Consider the following 17,490-nt stretch of genomic DNA (forward strand, 5'->3'; position numbering starts at 1 on the left):
ATCAGCGGCTCCGCCGCGGGTACCGGCGGTACAACATAGGCTGCGCACGTGACGGACGACGGCGGACGAACGACCTCCACGGCCTCCGCCCAGGGCGGCGGCCGCGAGTACCGCATGGAGGAACTGGCCGCACGGGCCGGCATCACCGTGCGCACCCTGCGCTTCTACCGCGAGCGCAAGCTGATCCGGCCACCCCGCCGCGAGGGCCGCATCGCCTGGTACGACGACCACCACCTGGCCCGGCTGCGCACGATCTCGGCGCTGCTGGAACGCGGCCACACCCTGAACGGCATCGCGGAGCTCGCCGAAGCCCTCGACCAGGGTCGCAACGTCGCCGACCTGATCGGCGTCGACACCCCCACCGAGGAGGAGCCGGTCCGCCTCACCCCCGAGGAGCTCGCCGCCCGCTTCGAGGGCGAGGTCACTCCGGAGAACCTCGCCGCCGCCATGGACCTCGGCTACCTCGGCACCGACGGCGACGACATCGTCCACATCAGCCGCCGCCTGCTGGACGCCTCCGAGGCCCTGGTCCGCGAGGGCTTCCCGCTCGCCGAGGTCCTGGCCGCCGGCCGCAGCGTCCGCCGGCACGCCGACGCCCTCGCCGAGCTCTTCGCCGACCTCGTCCTGCGCCACGGCCCCGAGGAAGACATGGAACGCCTGCGCCCACTGGCCCGCAGCGTGGTGGAGGCGGAGGTGTCCCTGGCACTGGACCGGCGGCTGCGCAAGCGGGCCTAGGGGCGCTCGGTCCAGCCAGTCGGGGAAGGCGGCCTGCCGTTCGGCGTCCGCGGTGCAGGGCAGGTGGTCTGCCACCGGCCCTGGCGCGGCGCCGGCGATCGGCCCTCTGGTCGCCTCATGCGGCCGTGGGCGTCTGTGTCCCGGCCTGGCGCACCCCGCGCAGGGCGCCGGACCAGGTGATCAGCTGGTCGAGCATGCTGCCCACGGCGGTGTCGAGGCCCTCCTGGGGGACGAAGGCGCCGGTGTGGAACGAGGCGTGTGTCGAGATGGTGGGCTGGGCGCGGACCGTGGCCACCTGGAGTTCGGCGAGGACGAGCCGCAGCGCCTCGGCGGCCCGTGCCCCGGCGACCCAGCCGCCGTAGCTGATGATCCCGGCGGCCTTGTCGTTCCACTCCCGGTAGACGTAGTCCAGAGCGTTCTTCAGGGCTCCGGGGTAGGAGTGGTTGTACTCGGGGACGAGGAAGACGTAGCCGTCGAAGCTGTCGACGAGTGCACCCCAGGCGCGGGTGTGGTCGTGCTGGTACTGCTGGAAGTTCGGGTTGCCGGGCTCGTCGAGGTTGCCCAGGTCGTGGTCGGCGAGGTCGATGAGTTCGTAGTCGGCTCCACCGTGGGCACGGGCGGCCTCCAGCGCCCAGGCGGCGATCTGGTCGCCGCGGCGTCCGGGGCGGGTGCTTCCGAGGATGACTGCGATGCGAAGCGGCACGGGCTTCCTCCCTGGAGAGTTGTCACGTCAACTCTAGGTCGATGAGAGTTGAAGTGACAACTCTGCTGGTCGCGGTATCCTCGGCGACATGACGGAGACTCGATCGCTGGAACCCGAGGAGTGGGAGTTCTGGGATACCTGGATGCGCGCGCAGCGCCTGCTCACCAGGGAGCTGGAACGTGGTCTCCAGCGTGACTGCGACATCTCGAAGGCCGAGTTCAGCGTGCTGGTGACGCTGTGGCGGGCCGCCGGCCGCGAGATGCGTGTCGGCGAGCTCTCCGAATCGCTCGACTGGGACAAGAGCCGCGTCTCACATCAGCTGACGCGCATGGAAAAACGCGGCTTCGTCAAGCGCACCCAGTACGGGGCCGATGGTCGCCGCGCGGGGATCGGGCTGACCGCCGAGGGGCGCCGCGCCGCCCAGAACGCCACCCTCGTGCACGGCGGCAACATCCGCCGCCACTTCCTCGACTCACTGACCCCCGAGCAGGCATCGGTCATCCGGGCATGGAGCGAGCAAGCGGCCGAGCGCCTGGAGCCCCGCCGCAGCGAGGCTGCCGGCGACGGCGCCGCATAGATCGCGTCCCGAACCGCCCTCATAGACGCCGCCGATACGACCCTTGGCACGGTCGGACAGACCTAGTCCCACCAGAACGACCAGGAAGCCCGTCCCACGAGCTCCGCCGCGTACTCGGGGAACGGCGTGGGCGGGTCGTCGACGATGTTGTCCGCGGTCGACAGCACGTGCTCCAGGGCGAGCAGGTCCGCGTGCTCCGCCTCGACGGGAGGTCGCGCGACGGAGACGTACAGCTCGCTGCCGAACACCGCCACGGCCTCGGCACCGAAGCGGTCCTCCCAGCTGCGCAGGAGTGCGCAGAGCAGGGGCAGCGGTGCCTCCGCGGACCAGCCGGTCACCGCCAGGGCGTCGCTGCCGCGGCGGGCGGGAACGAGCACGAGGCGGCAGTCGTACAGCCCGTAGGGGGCGGTCTCCACAAGCCCGGACACCAGGCCCGACGCGGCCCCCTCGGGGGTCGGGCAGGCGGACGTGACCGGCATCCGCGGCGCCAGGCCGGGCCAGCGCGTGAAGGGCGGTCCGGGGTCGTGCGGCCACGGCTCGATCCCCTCCTCTTCCTCCTCCGGTACCGGGGCCGGCGTGGGGTTCGTCCAGAACGGGAGCCTCTTGCGGCGGTACTCGGCGAAGTCCGCGGCCAGCACCTCCTCGAGACGGACGGCGTCGACCTCTTCCGGGCCGAGCGGCTTCCCCATCTCGTCGAGCCAGCACAGGAGCGGAAGCAGGCCGTGTCCCCTCCGCCCGTCCAGCAGGCGGGGCCACAGCTGTCGGACGTCGTCCGGGAAGTCGTCGGAGACCCACACCGAGGTGGGACCGAGGGGCACGAACCGGCCGGGAGGCAGACCGTCGGGCAGCGCGAATGTCATGACCGCACCGTAGAGCGCGGCACTGACAACACGGCCTGCCGCGCCCGGGCGGGGCCGCAGCCGGTCCGCGTCACATCTCGAAGGTCACCGTGACCGGAGCGTGATCCGACCACCGCTCCCCATGGCTGGCCGCCCGCTCCACGACCGCCTTCACGGCGCGGGCCGCCAGCCCCGGGGTCGCCACGGCGAGATCGATGCGCCATCCCGAATCGTTGTCGAAGGCCCGCCCCCGGTACGACCACCAGGTGTACGGCCCCTCGACGTCCGGATGGAGGGCGCGTACGACGTCGACGTATCCGCCGTCGGCCGGGTCCAGGACCCTGCCGAGCCAGTCCCGTTCCTCCGGGAGGAAGCCGGAGTTCTTGGTGTTGCCGCGCCAGTTCTTCAGGTCGGCCTGCCGGTGGGCGATGTTCCAGTCGCCGCAGACGACGACCTCGCGGCCGTCGGCGGCGGCCCGTTCGCGCAGGTCCTTCAGATGGGCCAGGAACTCGCCCATGAACCGGTACTTCTCGTCCTGCCGCTCGGTGCCGACCTCGCCGGAGGGGAGGTAGAGGGAGGCGACGGTGACCCCTGGCAGGTCGGCCTCGACATAGCGACCGCTCGCGTCGAACTCCTCCGATCCGAAGCCGACGCGCACCCGGTCCGGCTCACGCCGGGTGTAGAGGGAGACACCCGCGCGCCCCTTGGCGGCCGCGGGGGCGTGCACCACGTGCCACCCGCCGGGCGCGCGCACCTCCTCCGGGAGCTGCTGCGGTTCGGCGCGCACCTCCTGGAGGCAGAGCACGTCCGCGGAGGTCTCCGCGAGCCACTCCACGAAGCCCTTCTTCGCGGCGGCCCGCAGCCCGTTCACATTCACCGAGGTCACAGTCAGCACCAGGGCACGATACCGGCACACTGGACGGAGTCCCGCTGTCCACCGCGTTCACCGCCCGCACGAATATACGATGCCTCACATGAATATACGCCCAGTCGCCTTCGACCACCCCGACGCCGTCAAGCTGAACGACGAGGTCCAGGCCGAGTACCAGCTGCGCTACGGCGACGGCGGCGACGCCACCGTCCTCGACACGGCCGACTTCGCACCGCCGAACGGCATCTACCTGATCGCGTACGACGAGTCCGACCGCCCGGTGGCCACCGGCGGCTGGCGCAGCCAGGACGCGAACGGCGAGGGCAACGAGGACGGCGACGCCGAGCTCAAGCGCATGTTCGTCATCGAGGCGATGCGCGGCCGCGGCCTCGCCCGCCGCATGCTCGCGGCCCTGGAGGCCGACGCCCGCGCGGCCGGCCGCCTCCGCATGGTCCTGGAGACCGGCACCAAGCAGCCGGAGGCCATCGCCCTCTACACCTCAAGCGGCTACGAACCGTGCGTCAAGTTCGGCTACTACCGCCACTACGAGTCGAGCCGCTGCTTCGCGAAGGCCCTGCGGGCGGATCCGCCGGCCGGCCTGTAGCTCCCCAGGGCTCAAGAGCGCCGGTGATACACCTTGTTGGCGATGCGCCAGCCGCCGTCACCGCGGACCAGCAGGAAGATGTCGGTGAACGTGTCCACGCCGTGGAAGAGCGTCATGGTCGCGGTGGCGACGGTGCCGTGGACGGCTACGGCGTCGACGCGGCGGGAGCGCGCCGGTTCGTCCGGGGCGGGCCGGCCCGGGAAGAGAGCGCAGTACTGGTCGAGGGACCACGAGACGAACGCGCCGTCCCGGACCCCTTCGACGTGCGCGGTGGGCAGGAACGCGGCGCGGAAGTGGGCGGGGTCACCGGTGGCGTGGCCGCGGACGTAGGCGCGGAGCGGTTCCAGCACGGCACTGTCGGCGGCGGAGGCCGTGGCGGCCTCGGCGATGCCCTCCACGGCGCCGGGAGCGTCGCCCGACGTCAGGAGCACGGGGTCGGCGCTCGTGTGTGATGTGGTCATGAGGGCCACGGTGGTGCACCGTGCAGCCTGCGACAAGCGCAGATCTGGCAGTGCTGCTCTGCGGATCGCGCATATCACCTGGACAATGGGTGCCATGGACCTGACGGTGTGGCGGACCTTCGTGACCGTGTGCCGGCTCGGATCGCTGTCGGCGGCGGCCGCCGAGCTCGCTCACACGCAGTCGGCCGTCTCCCGGCAGATCGCCGGACTGGAGCGGCAGCTCGGTGTCCCTCTGGTGGAGCGCCATGCGCGCGGCGTACGTCCGACACCGGCCGGCGAGGTGTTCCGGCGCCATGCCCTGGCCACGCTCAACGAGGCCGACCGCGCGGTTCGCGCCGTACGGGATGTCCGTGACGGGGTGACCGACCGGCCGCTGGCGGTCGGTGCGACTCCGTCCCTGGCCGCGGGGGTGGTGCCCGAAGCGGTCCGGGCCCTGCTGGAAGGGTCCGGATCCGTCCGCTGGAGCCTGTTCCCAGGGCTCAGCGCGCAGCTGCACAACCGTGTGATCGACGGCGGTCTGGACATCGCCGTCGTCACCGACGCACCGCCCGGGCTGCCCGAGGACCAGCGGGTGGAACGCCGGTTCATCGGGCTGGACGACATGGTCGTCGTCCTGCCCGTCGGCCACCCGCAGGCCGGGCCCGGCCCCGTGCACATGCGGACGCTGGCCGACCAGATCTGGGTCGAGGACAACGACGGCTCGGCGGCGCTCCTGCGCCGGCACGCCGCGCGCGCCGGGGTCGGCGCCCGCATCGACCTGGCGGCGGCCGATCTGCCCGGCAAACTGGCCCTGGTGGCAACGGGCCACGCCATTGCGCTGATACCCGGTGTGCTGACGTCCGCACTTCGGGCCGACGTCACCGCCGTGCCCCTCGTGGATCCCCCCACCCGTGGGATCTACGCGATCACACCGCGCCGCGACCCCCACCCCTGCACGGTGCCCCTGCTCGGCCATCTCGCCGCGGCCTTCGACGCGATCCGCCCGCCCCAAGCCGGGCACCAGTCGGTCGAGAAGGACCCGACGGCGGCGGACGGAGCGTCAGCCGGTCGCGCTCGCCAGGGAAGCCGACGGGGCCGCCCGGGGCCGGTGTGACAGACGCGATACGGAAGCTGAGCAGTCACCTTGAGAACGACGAAGACCCCGCGCGATCTTCACGATCGTGCGGGGTCTCATCGTGCAGTGGACCTGAGGGGATTTGAACCCCTGGCCCCCTCGATGCGAACGAGGTGCGCTACCGGACTGCGCCACAGGCCCTTGCAACGAGTGAAACTCTAGCATCCCCGTCGGGGTGCTTGGAAATCCGTTCCCTGACTGGTCAGGCGCGGGGTGCCGAGGCGCCCCGCGCCCTCGCCGTCAGGTCATTCGTTGGCCGCGCGGGGGCGGTCGCCGTCCTCGTACTGGTCGAAGAGAGGCGTGCGTCCGCGTTCGCGCGCCCGGCGGGCGGACGCCGCACGGCGGGCGTCGGTCCTGCCGTCGGCCGGTGCCGTGCTGCCGTCGGCGGCGGACTCCGCCTGCTCCGCCTCGGCCTCGGGCGCCGCCGGCCTGGTCTCCTGCTCCGGCACGACCGCGCTGGAGCGCGCCGAGCTCCACGCGTCCGGCGCCCCCAGGTCCACGTCGGAGGTGGCGCGCGGTGCGACTGGTGCGGTCACGTAGGTCGGCAGGGGCACCGGCACCGGGTCCCAGCTGTCCCCGTGCCCGGGCCGCCGCTGCCGCTCGCGCTGCTGGTCGACCCACTCGGCGTGGTCGGTCTGCTCGACGAGGGCGCGCCGGTCGGCGGCCAGCGCGGACAGGCCGGGGTCGGTCCCGGCCGCTGGTCCCTCCTCCGGTTCGTCCGCACCGACACCCGCCGGGTCGAGGGGCGCGCGCCGGCGCGGCTGGCGCTCCCGCAACCGCTGCGCGGCGGCCTCGGCCTGACGCCGGTCCATCTGGTAGGCGAAGCGCCGGCGCTCCTGTGCCCGCAGGTAGGCGATGTAGGCGCTGAGCATGACGGCGGGCACGCCCGGTGCCCACAGGAACGCCAGTCCGCCGACCGCGGCGACGATCGCGCCCAGCGTGAAGGCGACGAAGAGCATGACGGTGGTGCGCCGGCGGCGGGCGAGCGCCTTCGAGCGCCGGGCGCGTTCCGCGGCCGCCTGTGCGGAGGGCGCGCGCCGAGGGGTCGGGATCTGTTTACGGGCGGGCACGGAGCCCGACTTGGGCGCGGGCGTGGGGGCGGATGCCGGGGCCGGTACGGATGGTGCGCCCGCCTGGCGGGGCGGCGCGGACGTGGCCGTCGGCGTGACCGTCCGGTCGCGCGCCGGTTCCTGGCGTCCGGGCGCCTCCGCCCCCCTCTCCGGCGGGATGTCCGCCCGGACCTGACGGCGGGTCGGAGGCATGGCGAAGGCCCGGACGTCCACCGAGTCGGTGACGGCGTCCGGTTGGCCGGCGTCCTGCTCCCCCTCCGAGGCGGAGCGCGCCCGCAGGTCCCTGGCGTACCGACGCTCCATCCCCGCCCGTCCGGACAGCAGCCGGATGGCGGTGCTGAAGCGTTCCGTCGGACGGGCCTCGTTCAGCTCGTCCTGCCTACGGAGCCACATCGGCACCAAGTAGGCGGCCCAGGCCCCGACAATGACTGCGTAGATGAGGCCGCTGCTGCTCACGCCTCACACGGTAGAGGGGTTTGCGTGGGGCCATCTGCCAATTGCGCCGGTGTGTCGCACGATCTGGCTGATATTTCGAGCTTTTTTTGTGACCGATGCGATCAGTAGGCCGCCGGAGCCGCGAATTCAACGCCCCGAGATGGTCAAGAACCGATCAATTTCGAACACTCATTCAATTTGTTCGGCTAGCCGGGATTCCCTGGAGTGTTCTGCGGATTGCGGGGCACGTGCGGAGAAGTGCCGGGGCCGGTCGGGCCCGGCGTCTTTGCGGACGTGCTCTGCGAGCGTGCCCGCTGCCAGCGGCCGAGCAACCCCTCGGGCACCTCTTCCGCGGTGAGGGCGAAGACGAGGTGGTCGCGCCAGGCGCCGTCGATGTGGAGATAACGCGGCCGCAGCCCCTCCTCACGGAATCCGAGTTTCTCCACGACCCGGCGGCTGGGCCGGTTCTCGGGGCGAATGCAGACCTCGATGCGGTGCAGACCGACGGAGCGGAAACAGTGGTCCACCACGAGCGCGACGGCCGTCGGCATCACCCCGCGGCCGGCCACCGACTGGTCCACCCAGTAGCCGACATGTCCCGAGCACATCGACCCCCAGGTGATCCCGGCGACCGTCAACTGCCCGACCAGGCGCCCCTGGTACTCGATGACGAACGGCAGCATGCGGCCGGCGTTCGCCTCGGACCGCAGGTGCCGGACCATCTGCCGGTAGGTCGGCCGGTGCGCGATCGGCCCGCTGGGCGTGGGCGGCGGGATGGTGGCCTCCCAGGGGCGCAGCCAGTCCCGGTTGCGCCGGTTGACCTCGCGCCAGGCCCGCTGGTCACGCACCCTTATGGGCCGGAGGACGACGTCGCCGTCCACCAGCACGACGGGCCAGGACAGGCTGTTCAGCTCGCACCCCCACTGCTCGGCCCGGGATGGTCGCCGCCGCGGATCTGGTCGACGGCGTGCGCCAGCAGCGGTTCCAGGACGGCGAGCCCGTCCCGCACCCCGCCGGTGGACCCCGGAAGGTTGACGATCAGTGTCCGGCCCGCCACCCCGGCCAGGCCCCGGGAGAGCGCGGCGGTGGGCACCTTCTCCCGTCCGAACGCCCGGACGGCCTCGGCGATGCCCGGCACCTCGTAGTCGAGCACCGCGCGGGTCGCCTCCGGCGTCCGGTCGGTGGGCGAGATCCCGGTGCCGCCGGTGGTGACGACGACGTCGTACCCCGCCTCGACCCCGGCGCGCAGCGCCGCCGCCACGGGTTCCCCGTCGGGCACGACCCGCGGCCCGTCCACGCTGAACCCGAGGCCCGCAAGGCCCGCCGCGACCAGCGGTCCGCCCCTGTCCTCGTAGACACCGGCGGCGGCCCGGTTGGAGGCGGTCACGACCAGCGCGCGATACGGCGCGCGCGGCACGCCACCGGCGTACGGCCCGGCGTTCACGCCCGGCTCCAGTCGCCCGACTTCCCGCCCGTCTTCTCCTCCACGCGTACGTCCGTGATGACCGCTCCCTTGTCGACCGCCTTGACCATGTCGATCACCGTGAGGGCCGCGACGGAGACCGCCGTGAGCGCCTCCATCTCGACACCCGTGCGGTCCGTCGTCCGCACCGTGGCCAGGATCTCCACCGCGTCGTCCGCGACCGCCAGGTCCAGTTTCACACCGGAGAGGGCCAAGGGGTGACACAGCGGAATCAGGTCCGGGGTGCGCTTGGCCCCCATGATCCCGGCGATGCGCGCGGTGGCGAGGGCGTCACCCTTCGGAACGCCCTCGCCGCGCAGCAACGCGACCACGCGGGGCGAGACGAGGACCCGCCCGCTGGCGCGGGCGGTGCGTGCGGTCACGTCCTTGCCGGACACGTCGACCATGCGGGCGGCGCCGGCGTCGTCGAGGTGCGTCAGTCGGTCTGGCGCAAAGGGTCCGGGGGTGTCCCCCCGGAAGGGCTCAGTCATGCTGTGTGGCGCTCCCGGTCCTGGCCCGTCGCGGTGCGGCGCTCGGGCCTGCTGTGCGCGACACGGTACCGCCAAGACGGCGCGCACCAGCGGGCAGGACCGCCCGGCGGACGGGTACACGTGCTGGGCGGGACGACCGGCGGCCGCCCGCCGACCGCGCAGGACGCACGCCGACCGCGCACGACGACCGCCGACCGCGCACGACGACCGTCAGCCGCGCACGACGACCGTCAGCCGATCGCCGATCAAGACGACCGTCAGCCGATCAAGACACCCGTCAGCCGAGCAGGACGACCTCGACGTCGGTGCCGGGCTCGACGGACTCCACGTCCTCGGGTACGACGATCAGCGCGTCGGCGTGCGCCAGTGCCGCGATCAGGTGGGAACCGGCGCCGCCCACGGCGGTCACCTCGCCGTCGGCGTACGCCCCGCGCAGGAACTGCCGGCGTCCCCTGGGCGAGCTCAGCGCCTTGCCTGCCCTGAGGGTGGCCGTGGTGCGCGGCCGGTGGACGTCGTCAAGGCCCATCAGGGTGCGGATGGCGGGGCGCACGAACAGCTCGAAGGAGACGTACGACGACACGGGGTTGCCCGGCAGCGCCAGCAGGGGCGTGTGGTCGGGGCCGATGGTGCCGAAGCCCTGGGGCTTGCCGGGCTGCATGGCGAGCTTGCGGAAGTCGATGCCGCTGCCCGGCTCGTCCGCGTCGCCGACGTGCGCCAGGGCCTCCTTGACCACGTCGTACGCGCCCACGCTGACCCCGCCGGTGGTGACCAGCAGGTCGGCGCGGACGAGCTGGTCCTCGATGGTGGCGCGCAGGGTCTCGGCGTCGTCGACGACGGCGCCCACCCGGTAGGCGATGGCTCCCGCGTCCCGGGCGGCGGCGGTGAGGGCGAAGCTGTTGGAGTCGTAGATCTGCCCGCTGCCGAGCGCCTCGTCGGGCTGGACGAGTTCGCTGCCGGTGGACACGACGACCACGCGGGGGCGCGGGCGCACGCGTGCCGTGCCGCGGCCGATCGCGGCGAGCAGCGCGATCTGCGGCGGACCGAGGACGGTGCCGGCCGCCAGGGCGAGGTCGCCGGCCTTCACGTCGCTGCCGCGCGCGCGTACGTGCGCGCGCGCCTCGGCCGGCCGGTGCACGCGCACGTGCCCCTCGGCACCCTCGGGCGCGAGGCTGCGCGCCCGCATCCCGGCGACCGGCCCCTCGCCGAGTCCTCCGTCGGTCCACTCGACGGGGACGACGGCCTCGGCGCCGGGCGGCAGCGGGGCGCCGGTCATGATGCGGACCGCCTGACCGGGGCCCACCGGGGTCAGCTCGACCGCGCCCGCCGCGACGTCCCCGACGACCTCCAGGACGGCCGGGAACTCCTCGCTTGCGCCCGCCACGTCCGCGACCCGCACCGCGTACCCGTCCATGGAGCTGTTGTCGAACGGCGGCAGCGAGAGCGGCACCGTGACGTCGTCGACCAGGACGCAGCCCTGGGCGTCGAGGAGTTGCAGCTCGATGGGCTCCAGGGGGCGGACGGCGGTGAGGATGTCCTCCAGGTGCTCGTCCACCGACCACAGGTGGTCCGGGCCGGCGGGGCGGGTCGCGGTGCTGCTCAACTCTGCTGCATCTCCTCGGCTACGTAACTGCGAAGCCAGGTCCGGAAGTCCGGGCCCAGGTCTTCACGTTCGCACGCGAGGCGGACAATGGCACGCAGATAGTCGCCGCGGTCGCCGGTGTCATACCGGCGGCCCTTGAAGACGACGCCGTGCACGGGGCCGCCGACCTTTTCGTCCTGGGCGAGCTGCTGGAGGGCGTCGGTGAGCTGGATCTCGCCGCCGCGGCCCGGCTCGGTGCGCCGCAGTATGTCGAAGACGTGCGGGTCGAGGACGTAGCGGCCGATCACCGCGTAGCTGGACGGGGCGTCCGCCGGATCGGGCTTCTCGACCAGGCCGGTCACCTTGACGACGTCGCCGTCGGCGGTGGGCTCCACGGCGGCGCAGCCGTAGAGGTGGATCTGTTCCGGGTCGACCTCCATGAGCGCGATCACGCTGCCGCCGTGCTGCTCCTGGACCTCGATCATGCGCTGGAGCAGGGGGTCGCGCGGGTCGATCAGGTCGTCGCCGAGCAGGACGGCGAAGGGCTCGTGGCCCACGTGCGGGGCGGCGCAGAGCACGGCGTGGCCGAGGCCCCTGGGGTCGCCCTGGCGGACGTAGTGCATGGTGGCCAGGTCGCTGGACTCCTGCACCTTGGCGAGCCGGCCGGCGTCGCCCTTCTTCTGGAGCGCCGATTCCAGCTCGTAGTTGCGGTCGAAGTGGTCCTCCAGGGGACGCTTGTTGCGTCCGGTGATCATGAGGACGTCGTCGAGCCCCGCCGACACGGCCTCCTCGACCACGTACTGGATCGCCGGCTTGTCGACGACCGGCAGCATCTCCTTGGGAGTGGCCTTGGTGGCCGGCAGGAACCGGGTGCCGAGGCCAGCTGCGGGAATGACAGCCTTGCTGATCCTGGGGTGCGACTGAGTCATGTCCGCAACCTTATCCGGTGCCTTTATGGAGAATCTGAGGCTCCGGGCATTTGATACTCATATGAGCGGATTGGAGAAGGGTGCGGGAACGACCTGTGGAGCACGGTGGACCTGGGGCCGAGGGTGACAAGCGAATGTTGCGCCGGGACTTCCTCGGAGTGAGGAACAGGTTGACGGCGGATGTCGTCAGGGAGGCGGCCGACGCGCTGGCCGGGCACGCGCTGGAACTGCCCGAGCTGGCGCGTGCGCGCACGGTGGCGGCGTACGTCTCGGTCGGGAACGAGCCAGGCACGCTCGCACTGCTGGACGCGCTGGTCACGCGGGGGGTGCGCGTGCTGCTCCCCGCGCTGCTGCCGGACCACGACCTGGACTGGGGCGCGTACGCCGGGGAGGGCTCCCTCGCCCGCGTCCAACACGGCGGGAAGATGGCGCTGTTCGAGCCCACCGGTGAACGCCTCGGGCCGGACGCCGTGCTCGGTGCGGACGCCGTGCTGCTGCCGGGGCTCGCGGTGGACGCGCGCGGGATGCGGCTCGGGCGCGGCGGAGGGTCGTACGACCGGGTGCTGGCGCGTCTGGAACGCGCGGGCGCGCACCCGGCGCTGGTGGTGCTGCTGTACGACACGGAGGTCGTCGGGCGGGTGCCCGCCGAGGCGCACGACCTGCCGGTGCAGGCGGTGGTGACGCCGTCGGGGGTGCGCCGGTTCGCGAGCCCCTGAGCCGCGCTCGCCCGCCTCGCACGCGAAGCCGCTCTCATGCGAGCCGCCCTCATGCGCAACGGCCCGCCACGCGTGCGTGGCGGGCCGTTGCGGCGGCGGTGACCGTCGGGCTCAGGGCTTGAGGACGAGGGTGTCGCTGGTGCTCTTGTCGACCGCCTGGTCCGAGAACGACCAGGAGAGCAGTTCGCCGTCGGCCCATTTGCCGGTCTGGTCGGTGTAGTGGGCGCTGAAGGCGTGCCCCGAGGCTCCGGTGAGGTTGATCCACTTGGACTTGTCGAAGTCGTCGAGGTTGACGACCATCCGCATGGAGGGGACCCACACGACGCCGTAGCCGCCGGCGGCGTTCCAGCCGGTCGCGTCGACCGTGGCCTCGCCGCCGCTGAGCTTCCAGGGGCCGCGGTTGAGGATGTACTGGACGACGGCCGGGCCGTCGGTGCCCAGGGTCTGGTTCTTCAGGAACAGGCGGTGCAGCCGGCCCCAGCTCCAGGTGTCGATGTCCTTGCCGAGCTTGGCGGTCAGCTCCCAGCGGGCGTCGATCATGGCGCGCTTGAAGAGCTCGTCCATGGTGTCGGCCTTGGGGCGGTCACCCGCGCCGGCCGGCGTCTTCCACCAGTCGCTGTCCGGCTTGTTCATGAGGTTGCGGACCACCTCGAACCACCGGTCGCCGCCGTCCGGCTGGGCCTGGTCGGCGTCGCGCTCGCCGCACTCGCGCACCTTGGTGTCCTCGTCCACCGGGCCGGTGCTGTCGATCTTGTCGACCCACAGGCACTGGCCCTTGACCCGCAGCTCCTTGGGCAGCTTGTTGCCGAAGGCGAGCTTGAGGATGTTGCGCCAGACCGAGTTGAAGTAGGCCGCGGCCGCCGAGTCGGCGTCCTGGGTGTAGTCCCAGCCCTCCAGAAGCTTCTGCGCCTCCCGGACGTCCTTGTCGTCGAGGTTGATCTTCAGCAGCTTGGGCACCAGCAGCTTGGCGATCTCGCTGCTGTTGTCCGTCTGCATCTGGCGCATGTCGTCGGTGGAGATCTTGCCGCCGTCCTTGATCTTCGACTCGATCAGGTCGGTGATGCGCTGGCTGCGGGTGCCGTAACCCCAGTCCGTGGTGAGGGTGTAGGGGTACTTGTCCTTGTCGATCACGGCCTGGTTGGCGGTGACGATGTAGCCGCGCTTCGGGTTGTACTCGTAGGGCAGCTCGTCCTGCTTGATGAAGCCGGTCCACTTGTACTTGGAGTCCCAGCCCGGCGCCGGGATCGAGCCGTCGTCCGCCGACGAGCGCGTGGGGATCCTGCCGGGCAGCGTGTAGCCGATGTTGTTCTTGGTGTCGGCGTAGACCAGGTTCTGCGAGGGCACGTCGAACTGGGCGGCCGCGTCCCGGAAGGAACTCCAGTCGGACGCCTTGTCGATGGCGAAGACGGCGTCCATGGTGGTGCCCGGGTCCAGGGCGGTCCATCTCAGGGCGATGCCGTAGCCGTCGCCGCGATCGGGTGCGGCGGTGTCGACGCTCGCCTTCTTGCCGACCTCTACGAGTTCGTCGTCACGGTCGGACAGCAGCGGCATGCCGTCGGCGGTCTGGCGCACGACGATCTTCTTGGACGCGCCGCCGGCGACGTCGATGGTCTCCGTGCGGGTCGTGAAGGGCTTGGTCCTGCCGTCGTACAGGTAGCCGTCGCCGGAGAGCTTCTCCAGGTAGAGGTCGGTGACGTCGACCCCGGAGTTGGTCATGCCCCAGGCGATGTCGGCGTTGTGGCCGATGATCACGCCGGGCATGCCCGCGAAGGTGTAGCCGGTGACGTCGTACTGGCACTTGCTGGAGATCGTGGTGCAGTGCAGGCCCATCTGGTACCAGACGGACGGAAGCGACGCCGAAAGGTGCGGGTCGTTGGCGAGCAGCGGCTTGCCGGTGATGGTGTACTGGCCCCGGACGACCCAGGAGTTGGAGCCGATGCCCTGGCCGTTCACACCGACCGCGGTGGGGACGTCGTCCAGGACGTTGTAGAGGCTCTCCAGCTGGCTCGTGAGGGCCGAACCGGTGGACGAGGAGGTCGAGGTGCCGCTGGTGCCCGTCGAGGTCCCGGAGCCGCTCGTGGAGTCGCTCTGCTCGAACGTCTTGGTGACCGCGTCGTACTGGCCCTCCTGGACGATCGGCTGGTTGCGGCTGTACGGGTAGTCCGGGTAGAGGTCCCTGATCTGCTGCGGGCCGAGGCGGCTGGTCATCAGGGCGCGGTCGATCTCGTCGTCCATGTTGCCGCGCAGGTCCCAGGCCATCGCCTTGAGCCAGGAGACCGAGTCGACGGGGGTCCACTGCGCGGGCTTGTAGTCGTTGACGAACCCGAGGGCCGCGTACTCCAGGGAGATGTCCTTGCCGTCCTTGCCCTGGAGGTAGGCGTTGACCCCCTTGGAGTAGGCCTGGAGGTACTTCTTCGTGGAGGCCGACAGCTTGGTGTCGTACTCCTCCTTCGCGACCCGGTCCCAGCCCATGGTGCGCAGGAACTCGTCGTTCTTCACCTGGCTCTTGCCGAACATCTCCGACAGGCGCCCGGAGGTCATGTGGCGGCGCACGTCCATCTCGTAGAACCTGTCCTGCGCCTGGATGTAGCCCTGCGCCATGAACAGGTCCTCGTCGGTCGAGGCGTAGATCTGGGGGATGCCGTAGCCGTCGCGCTTCACGGTCACGGGTCCGGAGAGGCCTTCGAGCGTGATCGAACCCTTGGTCTGCGGGAAGGACGCACGGACCGTGCTGACCGACCAGTACGCCCCGTAGAAGACGCCACCGACGACGGCCAGGACGAGCACCAGCACGATCAGCCGGGCTCTGCGCCCCTTCTTCCTGCCGGACTTGCCAGGCTTGTCACCCGATGTGGCGGTGGTGTTGGGGGGCATCGCTGTCCTTGCTGTCCTAACGCGAGCGGCAGGCGGTCCTGGAGTGCTGGAGCAACCATAGGCGCAGGGCCCTACGCCACTTGACCCGGAGTAGGGAACCGGCGGGCACGGGCGTTCGATCTTGCCTCGGGAAGCGTCAAGAAAGCGTCAAGAGTTAGGTAAGGTAACGAAGTACTTGGGTGCGGGGTGCCGCACTCTCGGTCCTGTGTACGTGCGCTTCCGCGTCGCCCGCGTGTGAGCCAAGGAAGGGAACCGCCGCTGACTGTCCACCACCTCAACCAGCTTCTGCTCGTCTGCTCCCTGGTCCTGCTCGTCGCCGTCGCGGCCGTCCGGATCTCCTCGCGCAGCGGGCTCCCCAGCCTGCTCGTGTACCTGGGGATCGGCGTCCTCATGGGCCAGGACGGCATCGGGAACATCCACTTCAGCAATGCCGAGCTGACCCAGGTCATCGGGTACGCGGCCCTGGTCGTGATCCTGGCCGAGGGCGGTCTCGGCACGAAGTGGAAGGAGGTCGAACCCGTCCTGGCATCGGCCTCCGTGCTGGCCCTGGTCGGGGTCGGCGTGAGCGTCGGCGTCACCGCGGCGGGCGCGCACTACCTCGTCGGGCTGGAGTGGCGGCAGGCGCTCATCATCGGGGCGGTGGTGTCCTCGACGGACGCGGCGGCGGTGTTCTCGGTACTGCGGCGCATTCCGCTGCCGGCGCGCGTGACGGGCACGCTGGAGGCGGAGTCCGGCTTCAACGACGCCCCGGTGGTCATCCTGGTCGTCGCCTTCTCCACCGCGGGACCGGTCCAGCACTGGTACGTGCTGCTGGCCGAGATAGCCATGGAGCTGGCCATCGGCGCGGCCCTGGGCCTCGCGGCCGGCTGGCTCGGCGCCTGGGGGCTGCGGCACGTCGCGCTGCCCGCCTCCGGCCTCTACCCGATCGCCGTGATGGCCATCGCGGTCACGGCCTACGCCGCCGGCGCACTGGCGCACGGCAGCGGCTTCCTCGCGGTCTACCTGGCCTCCATGGTGCTCGGCAACGCCAAGCTGCCGCACTGGCCGGCCACCCGCGGTTTCGCCGAGGGACTCGGCTGGATCGCCCAGATCGGCATGTTCGTGCTGCTCGGACTGCTGGTCACCCCGCACGAACTCGGCGACGACTTCCTGCCCGCGCTGATCATCGGGCTCGTGCTCACCATGGTGGCGCGGCCGCTGAGCGTGGTCGTCAGTCTCGCGCCCTTCCGGGTGCCCTGGGGGGAGCAGACCCTGATGTCCTGGGCCGGGCTGCGCGGCGCCGTGCCCATCATCCTGGCGACGATCCCCATGGTGAACGGCGTCGACACCAGCCACCGGATCTTCAACATCGTCTTCGTGCTGGTCGTCGTCTACACCCTCGTCCAGGGGCCGACCCTGCCCTGGCTGGCCCGCAGGCTGCGGCTCGGCGAAGGCCCCGAGGCCGCCGACCTCGGCATCGAGTCCGCGCCCCTGGAGCGGCTGCGCGGGCACCTGCTGTCCGTGTCGATCCCGGAGGGCTCCCGGATGCACGGCGTGGAGATCAACGAGCTGCGGCTGCCGGCCGGGGCCGCCGTCACCCTGGTCGTCCGCGAAGGAAAATCGTTTGTTCCGCTGCCCGCGACGGTGCTGCGGCGCGGGGACGAACTCCTCGTGGTCGCCACCGACCCGGTGCGGGACGCCGCGGAACGGCGGCTGCGCGCGGTCGGCCACGGGGGCAAGCTGGCGGGCTGGCTGGGCACGAACGGGACGGCGGGCGTGCGTTAAGGGCATGTTTCGGGCACTTCACACCTCGGGTAATCCCAGGTGAAGCGGGGTCATGGTGCTCGTTTTCACAGGTGTACCGGGCCCTTCCCCTGTACGATGAAAGCACCTGATCGAACCAACTCTGCCTGACGCAGAGCTGGCGCGACCGTATGGCGGCCGGAACGCTCTTCGCAGTGAATGCCGGTATCTACCGCAGTTCCGCGCAAGAGGACAGCTCTCGGCGCCGCCCCCTGATCCGGAGGGGCCGCGCTACCAGGCGGCAGAAA

Annotated in this window: 16 protein-coding genes, 1 tRNA gene and 1 pseudogene; 6 read left to right on the plus strand and 12 right to left on the minus strand. The window is 71.4% G+C overall.

Features of this window, described 5'->3' with window-relative positions; all coding sequences use genetic code 11:
• The first annotated feature begins 114 nt into the window (after window positions 1-114).
• Window positions 115-735 carry a MerR family transcriptional regulator gene (locus tag ACZ63F_RS07480; RefSeq protein ID WP_351957364.1) on the plus strand — a complete coding sequence of 207 codons (621 nt, stop codon included), beginning with the start codon at window positions 115-117 and terminating at the stop codon, window positions 733-735.
• A gap of 115 nt (window positions 736-850) precedes the next feature.
• Here ACZ63F_RS07480 and ACZ63F_RS07485 read toward each other — a convergent pair whose 3' ends face one another.
• Window positions 851-1,438 (minus strand): NADPH-dependent FMN reductase, encoded by a 588-nt coding sequence (locus tag ACZ63F_RS07485; protein ID WP_469709577.1) that lies wholly within the window; start codon window positions 1,436-1,438, stop codon window positions 851-853.
• A gap of 88 nt (window positions 1,439-1,526) precedes the next feature.
• Between ACZ63F_RS07485 and ACZ63F_RS07490 the strand changes: the two genes are divergently transcribed.
• Window positions 1,527-2,015 (plus strand): MarR family winged helix-turn-helix transcriptional regulator, encoded by a 489-nt coding sequence (locus ACZ63F_RS07490; RefSeq protein ID WP_469709578.1) that lies wholly within the window; start codon window positions 1,527-1,529, stop codon window positions 2,013-2,015.
• A gap of 62 nt (window positions 2,016-2,077) precedes the next feature.
• On the opposite strand, the gene ACZ63F_RS07495 is transcribed toward ACZ63F_RS07490, so the two are convergent.
• The gene (locus ACZ63F_RS07495) at window positions 2,078-2,875 is read right to left on the minus strand and encodes a DUF4253 domain-containing protein (RefSeq protein ID WP_469709579.1); all 798 of its coding nucleotides are present in this window, start codon (window positions 2,873-2,875) and stop codon (window positions 2,078-2,080) included.
• A 70-nt stretch (window positions 2,876-2,945) separates the two neighbouring features.
• The gene (locus tag ACZ63F_RS07500) at window positions 2,946-3,770 is read right to left on the minus strand and encodes an exodeoxyribonuclease III (RefSeq protein WP_469709580.1); all 825 of its coding nucleotides are present in this window, start codon (window positions 3,768-3,770) and stop codon (window positions 2,946-2,948) included.
• A gap of 58 nt (window positions 3,771-3,828) precedes the next feature.
• Between ACZ63F_RS07500 and ACZ63F_RS07505 the strand changes: the two genes are divergently transcribed.
• Window positions 3,829-4,329 carry a GNAT family N-acetyltransferase gene (locus tag ACZ63F_RS07505; protein WP_469709581.1) on the plus strand — a complete coding sequence of 167 codons (501 nt, stop codon included), beginning with the start codon at window positions 3,829-3,831 and terminating at the stop codon, window positions 4,327-4,329.
• Window positions 4,330-4,340: 11 nt separating this feature from the next.
• Here the strand turns inward: ACZ63F_RS07505 and ACZ63F_RS07510 are convergent.
• Window positions 4,341-4,718, minus strand: a pseudogene (locus tag ACZ63F_RS07510) (nuclear transport factor 2 family protein); the annotation flags it as partial.
• A gap of 166 nt (window positions 4,719-4,884) precedes the next feature.
• On the opposite strand from ACZ63F_RS07510, the gene ACZ63F_RS07515 reads away from it, so the two are divergent.
• Window positions 4,885-5,883, plus strand: coding sequence for a LysR family transcriptional regulator (locus tag ACZ63F_RS07515; RefSeq protein WP_469709582.1), 999 nt, complete (start codon window positions 4,885-4,887; stop codon window positions 5,881-5,883).
• A gap of 88 nt (window positions 5,884-5,971) precedes the next feature.
• Here ACZ63F_RS07515 and ACZ63F_RS07520 read toward each other — a convergent pair.
• The 7 genes from ACZ63F_RS07520 to galU form a co-directional block, all read right to left on the minus strand.
• A tRNA-Ala gene (locus tag ACZ63F_RS07520) sits at window positions 5,972-6,045 on the minus strand.
• Between the two features lie 104 nt (window positions 6,046-6,149).
• Window positions 6,150-7,430 (minus strand): divisome protein SepX/GlpR, encoded by a 1,281-nt coding sequence (gene sepX / locus ACZ63F_RS07525; RefSeq protein WP_469709583.1) that lies wholly within the window; start codon window positions 7,428-7,430, stop codon window positions 6,150-6,152.
• Between the two features lie 185 nt (window positions 7,431-7,615).
• Window positions 7,616-8,296, minus strand: a complete 681-nt coding sequence (locus ACZ63F_RS07530) for a GNAT family N-acetyltransferase (RefSeq protein WP_469709584.1) — start codon at window positions 8,294-8,296, stop codon at window positions 7,616-7,618.
• Between the two features lie 20 nt (window positions 8,297-8,316).
• The gene (locus ACZ63F_RS07535) at window positions 8,317-8,853 is read right to left on the minus strand and encodes a MogA/MoaB family molybdenum cofactor biosynthesis protein (RefSeq protein WP_469709585.1); all 537 of its coding nucleotides are present in this window, start codon (window positions 8,851-8,853) and stop codon (window positions 8,317-8,319) included.
• Window positions 8,850-9,362, minus strand: a complete 513-nt coding sequence (moaC, locus tag ACZ63F_RS07540) for a cyclic pyranopterin monophosphate synthase MoaC (RefSeq protein ID WP_469709586.1) — start codon at window positions 9,360-9,362, stop codon at window positions 8,850-8,852. The genes ACZ63F_RS07535 and moaC overlap by 4 nt, the downstream gene beginning before the upstream one ends.
• A gap of 277 nt (window positions 9,363-9,639) precedes the next feature.
• Complete coding sequence (glp, locus tag ACZ63F_RS07545; protein ID WP_469709587.1) at window positions 9,640-10,962, minus strand: molybdotransferase-like divisome protein Glp; 1,323 nt, start codon at window positions 10,960-10,962, stop codon at window positions 9,640-9,642.
• A complete protein-coding gene (galU, locus tag ACZ63F_RS07550) occupies window positions 10,959-11,870 on the minus strand; it encodes a UTP--glucose-1-phosphate uridylyltransferase GalU (protein ID WP_352356771.1) in 912 nt (303 codons plus the stop codon). Before galU ends, glp begins: the two co-directional genes overlap by 4 nt.
• Before the next feature lie 134 nt (window positions 11,871-12,004).
• Between galU and ACZ63F_RS07555 the strand changes: the two genes are divergently transcribed.
• Window positions 12,005-12,586, plus strand: coding sequence for a 5-formyltetrahydrofolate cyclo-ligase (locus ACZ63F_RS07555; protein WP_469709588.1), 582 nt, complete (start codon window positions 12,005-12,007; stop codon window positions 12,584-12,586).
• Window positions 12,587-12,697: 111 nt separating this feature from the next.
• Here the strand turns inward: ACZ63F_RS07555 and ACZ63F_RS07560 are convergent, their stop codons facing one another.
• The gene (locus ACZ63F_RS07560; RefSeq protein ID WP_469709589.1) at window positions 12,698-15,460 is read right to left on the minus strand and encodes a penicillin acylase family protein; all 2,763 of its coding nucleotides are present in this window, start codon (window positions 15,458-15,460) and stop codon (window positions 12,698-12,700) included.
• A 234-nt stretch (window positions 15,461-15,694) separates the two neighbouring features.
• On the opposite strand from ACZ63F_RS07560, the gene ACZ63F_RS07565 reads away from it, so the two are divergent.
• The gene (locus tag ACZ63F_RS07565) at window positions 15,695-17,224 is read left to right on the plus strand and encodes a potassium/proton antiporter (RefSeq protein WP_469709590.1); all 1,530 of its coding nucleotides are present in this window, start codon (window positions 15,695-15,697) and stop codon (window positions 17,222-17,224) included.
• Window positions 17,225-17,490 lie beyond the last annotated feature (266 nt).

Source organism: Streptomyces sp. NPDC104761, assembly GCF_055583445.1.

Bases quoted from the DNA above. Each gene is read 5' to 3' on its own strand.
- ACZ63F_RS07480 (WP_351957364.1), top strand. From the start codon at position 115: ATGGAGGAACTGGCCGCACGGGCCGGCATCACCGTGCGCACCCTGCGC.
- ACZ63F_RS07490 (WP_469709578.1), top strand. From the start codon at position 1,527: ATGACGGAGACTCGATCGCTGGAACCCGAGGAGTGGGAGTTCTGGGAT.
- ACZ63F_RS07495 (WP_469709579.1), bottom strand. From the start codon at position 2,875: ATGACATTCGCGCTGCCCGACGGTCTGCCTCCCGGCCGGTTCGTGCCC.
- ACZ63F_RS07505 (WP_469709581.1), top strand. From the start codon at position 3,829: ATGAATATACGCCCAGTCGCCTTCGACCACCCCGACGCCGTCAAGCTG.
- ACZ63F_RS07515 (WP_469709582.1), top strand. From the start codon at position 4,885: ATGGACCTGACGGTGTGGCGGACCTTCGTGACCGTGTGCCGGCTCGGA.
- moaC (WP_469709586.1), bottom strand. From the start codon at position 9,362: ATGACTGAGCCCTTCCGGGGGGACACCCCCGGACCCTTTGCGCCAGAC.
- galU (WP_352356771.1), bottom strand. From the start codon at position 11,870: ATGACTCAGTCGCACCCCAGGATCAGCAAGGCTGTCATTCCCGCAGCT.
- ACZ63F_RS07555 (WP_469709588.1), top strand. From the start codon at position 12,005: ATGTTGCGCCGGGACTTCCTCGGAGTGAGGAACAGGTTGACGGCGGAT.
- ACZ63F_RS07560 (WP_469709589.1), bottom strand. From the start codon at position 15,460: ATGCCCCCCAACACCACCGCCACATCGGGTGACAAGCCTGGCAAGTCC.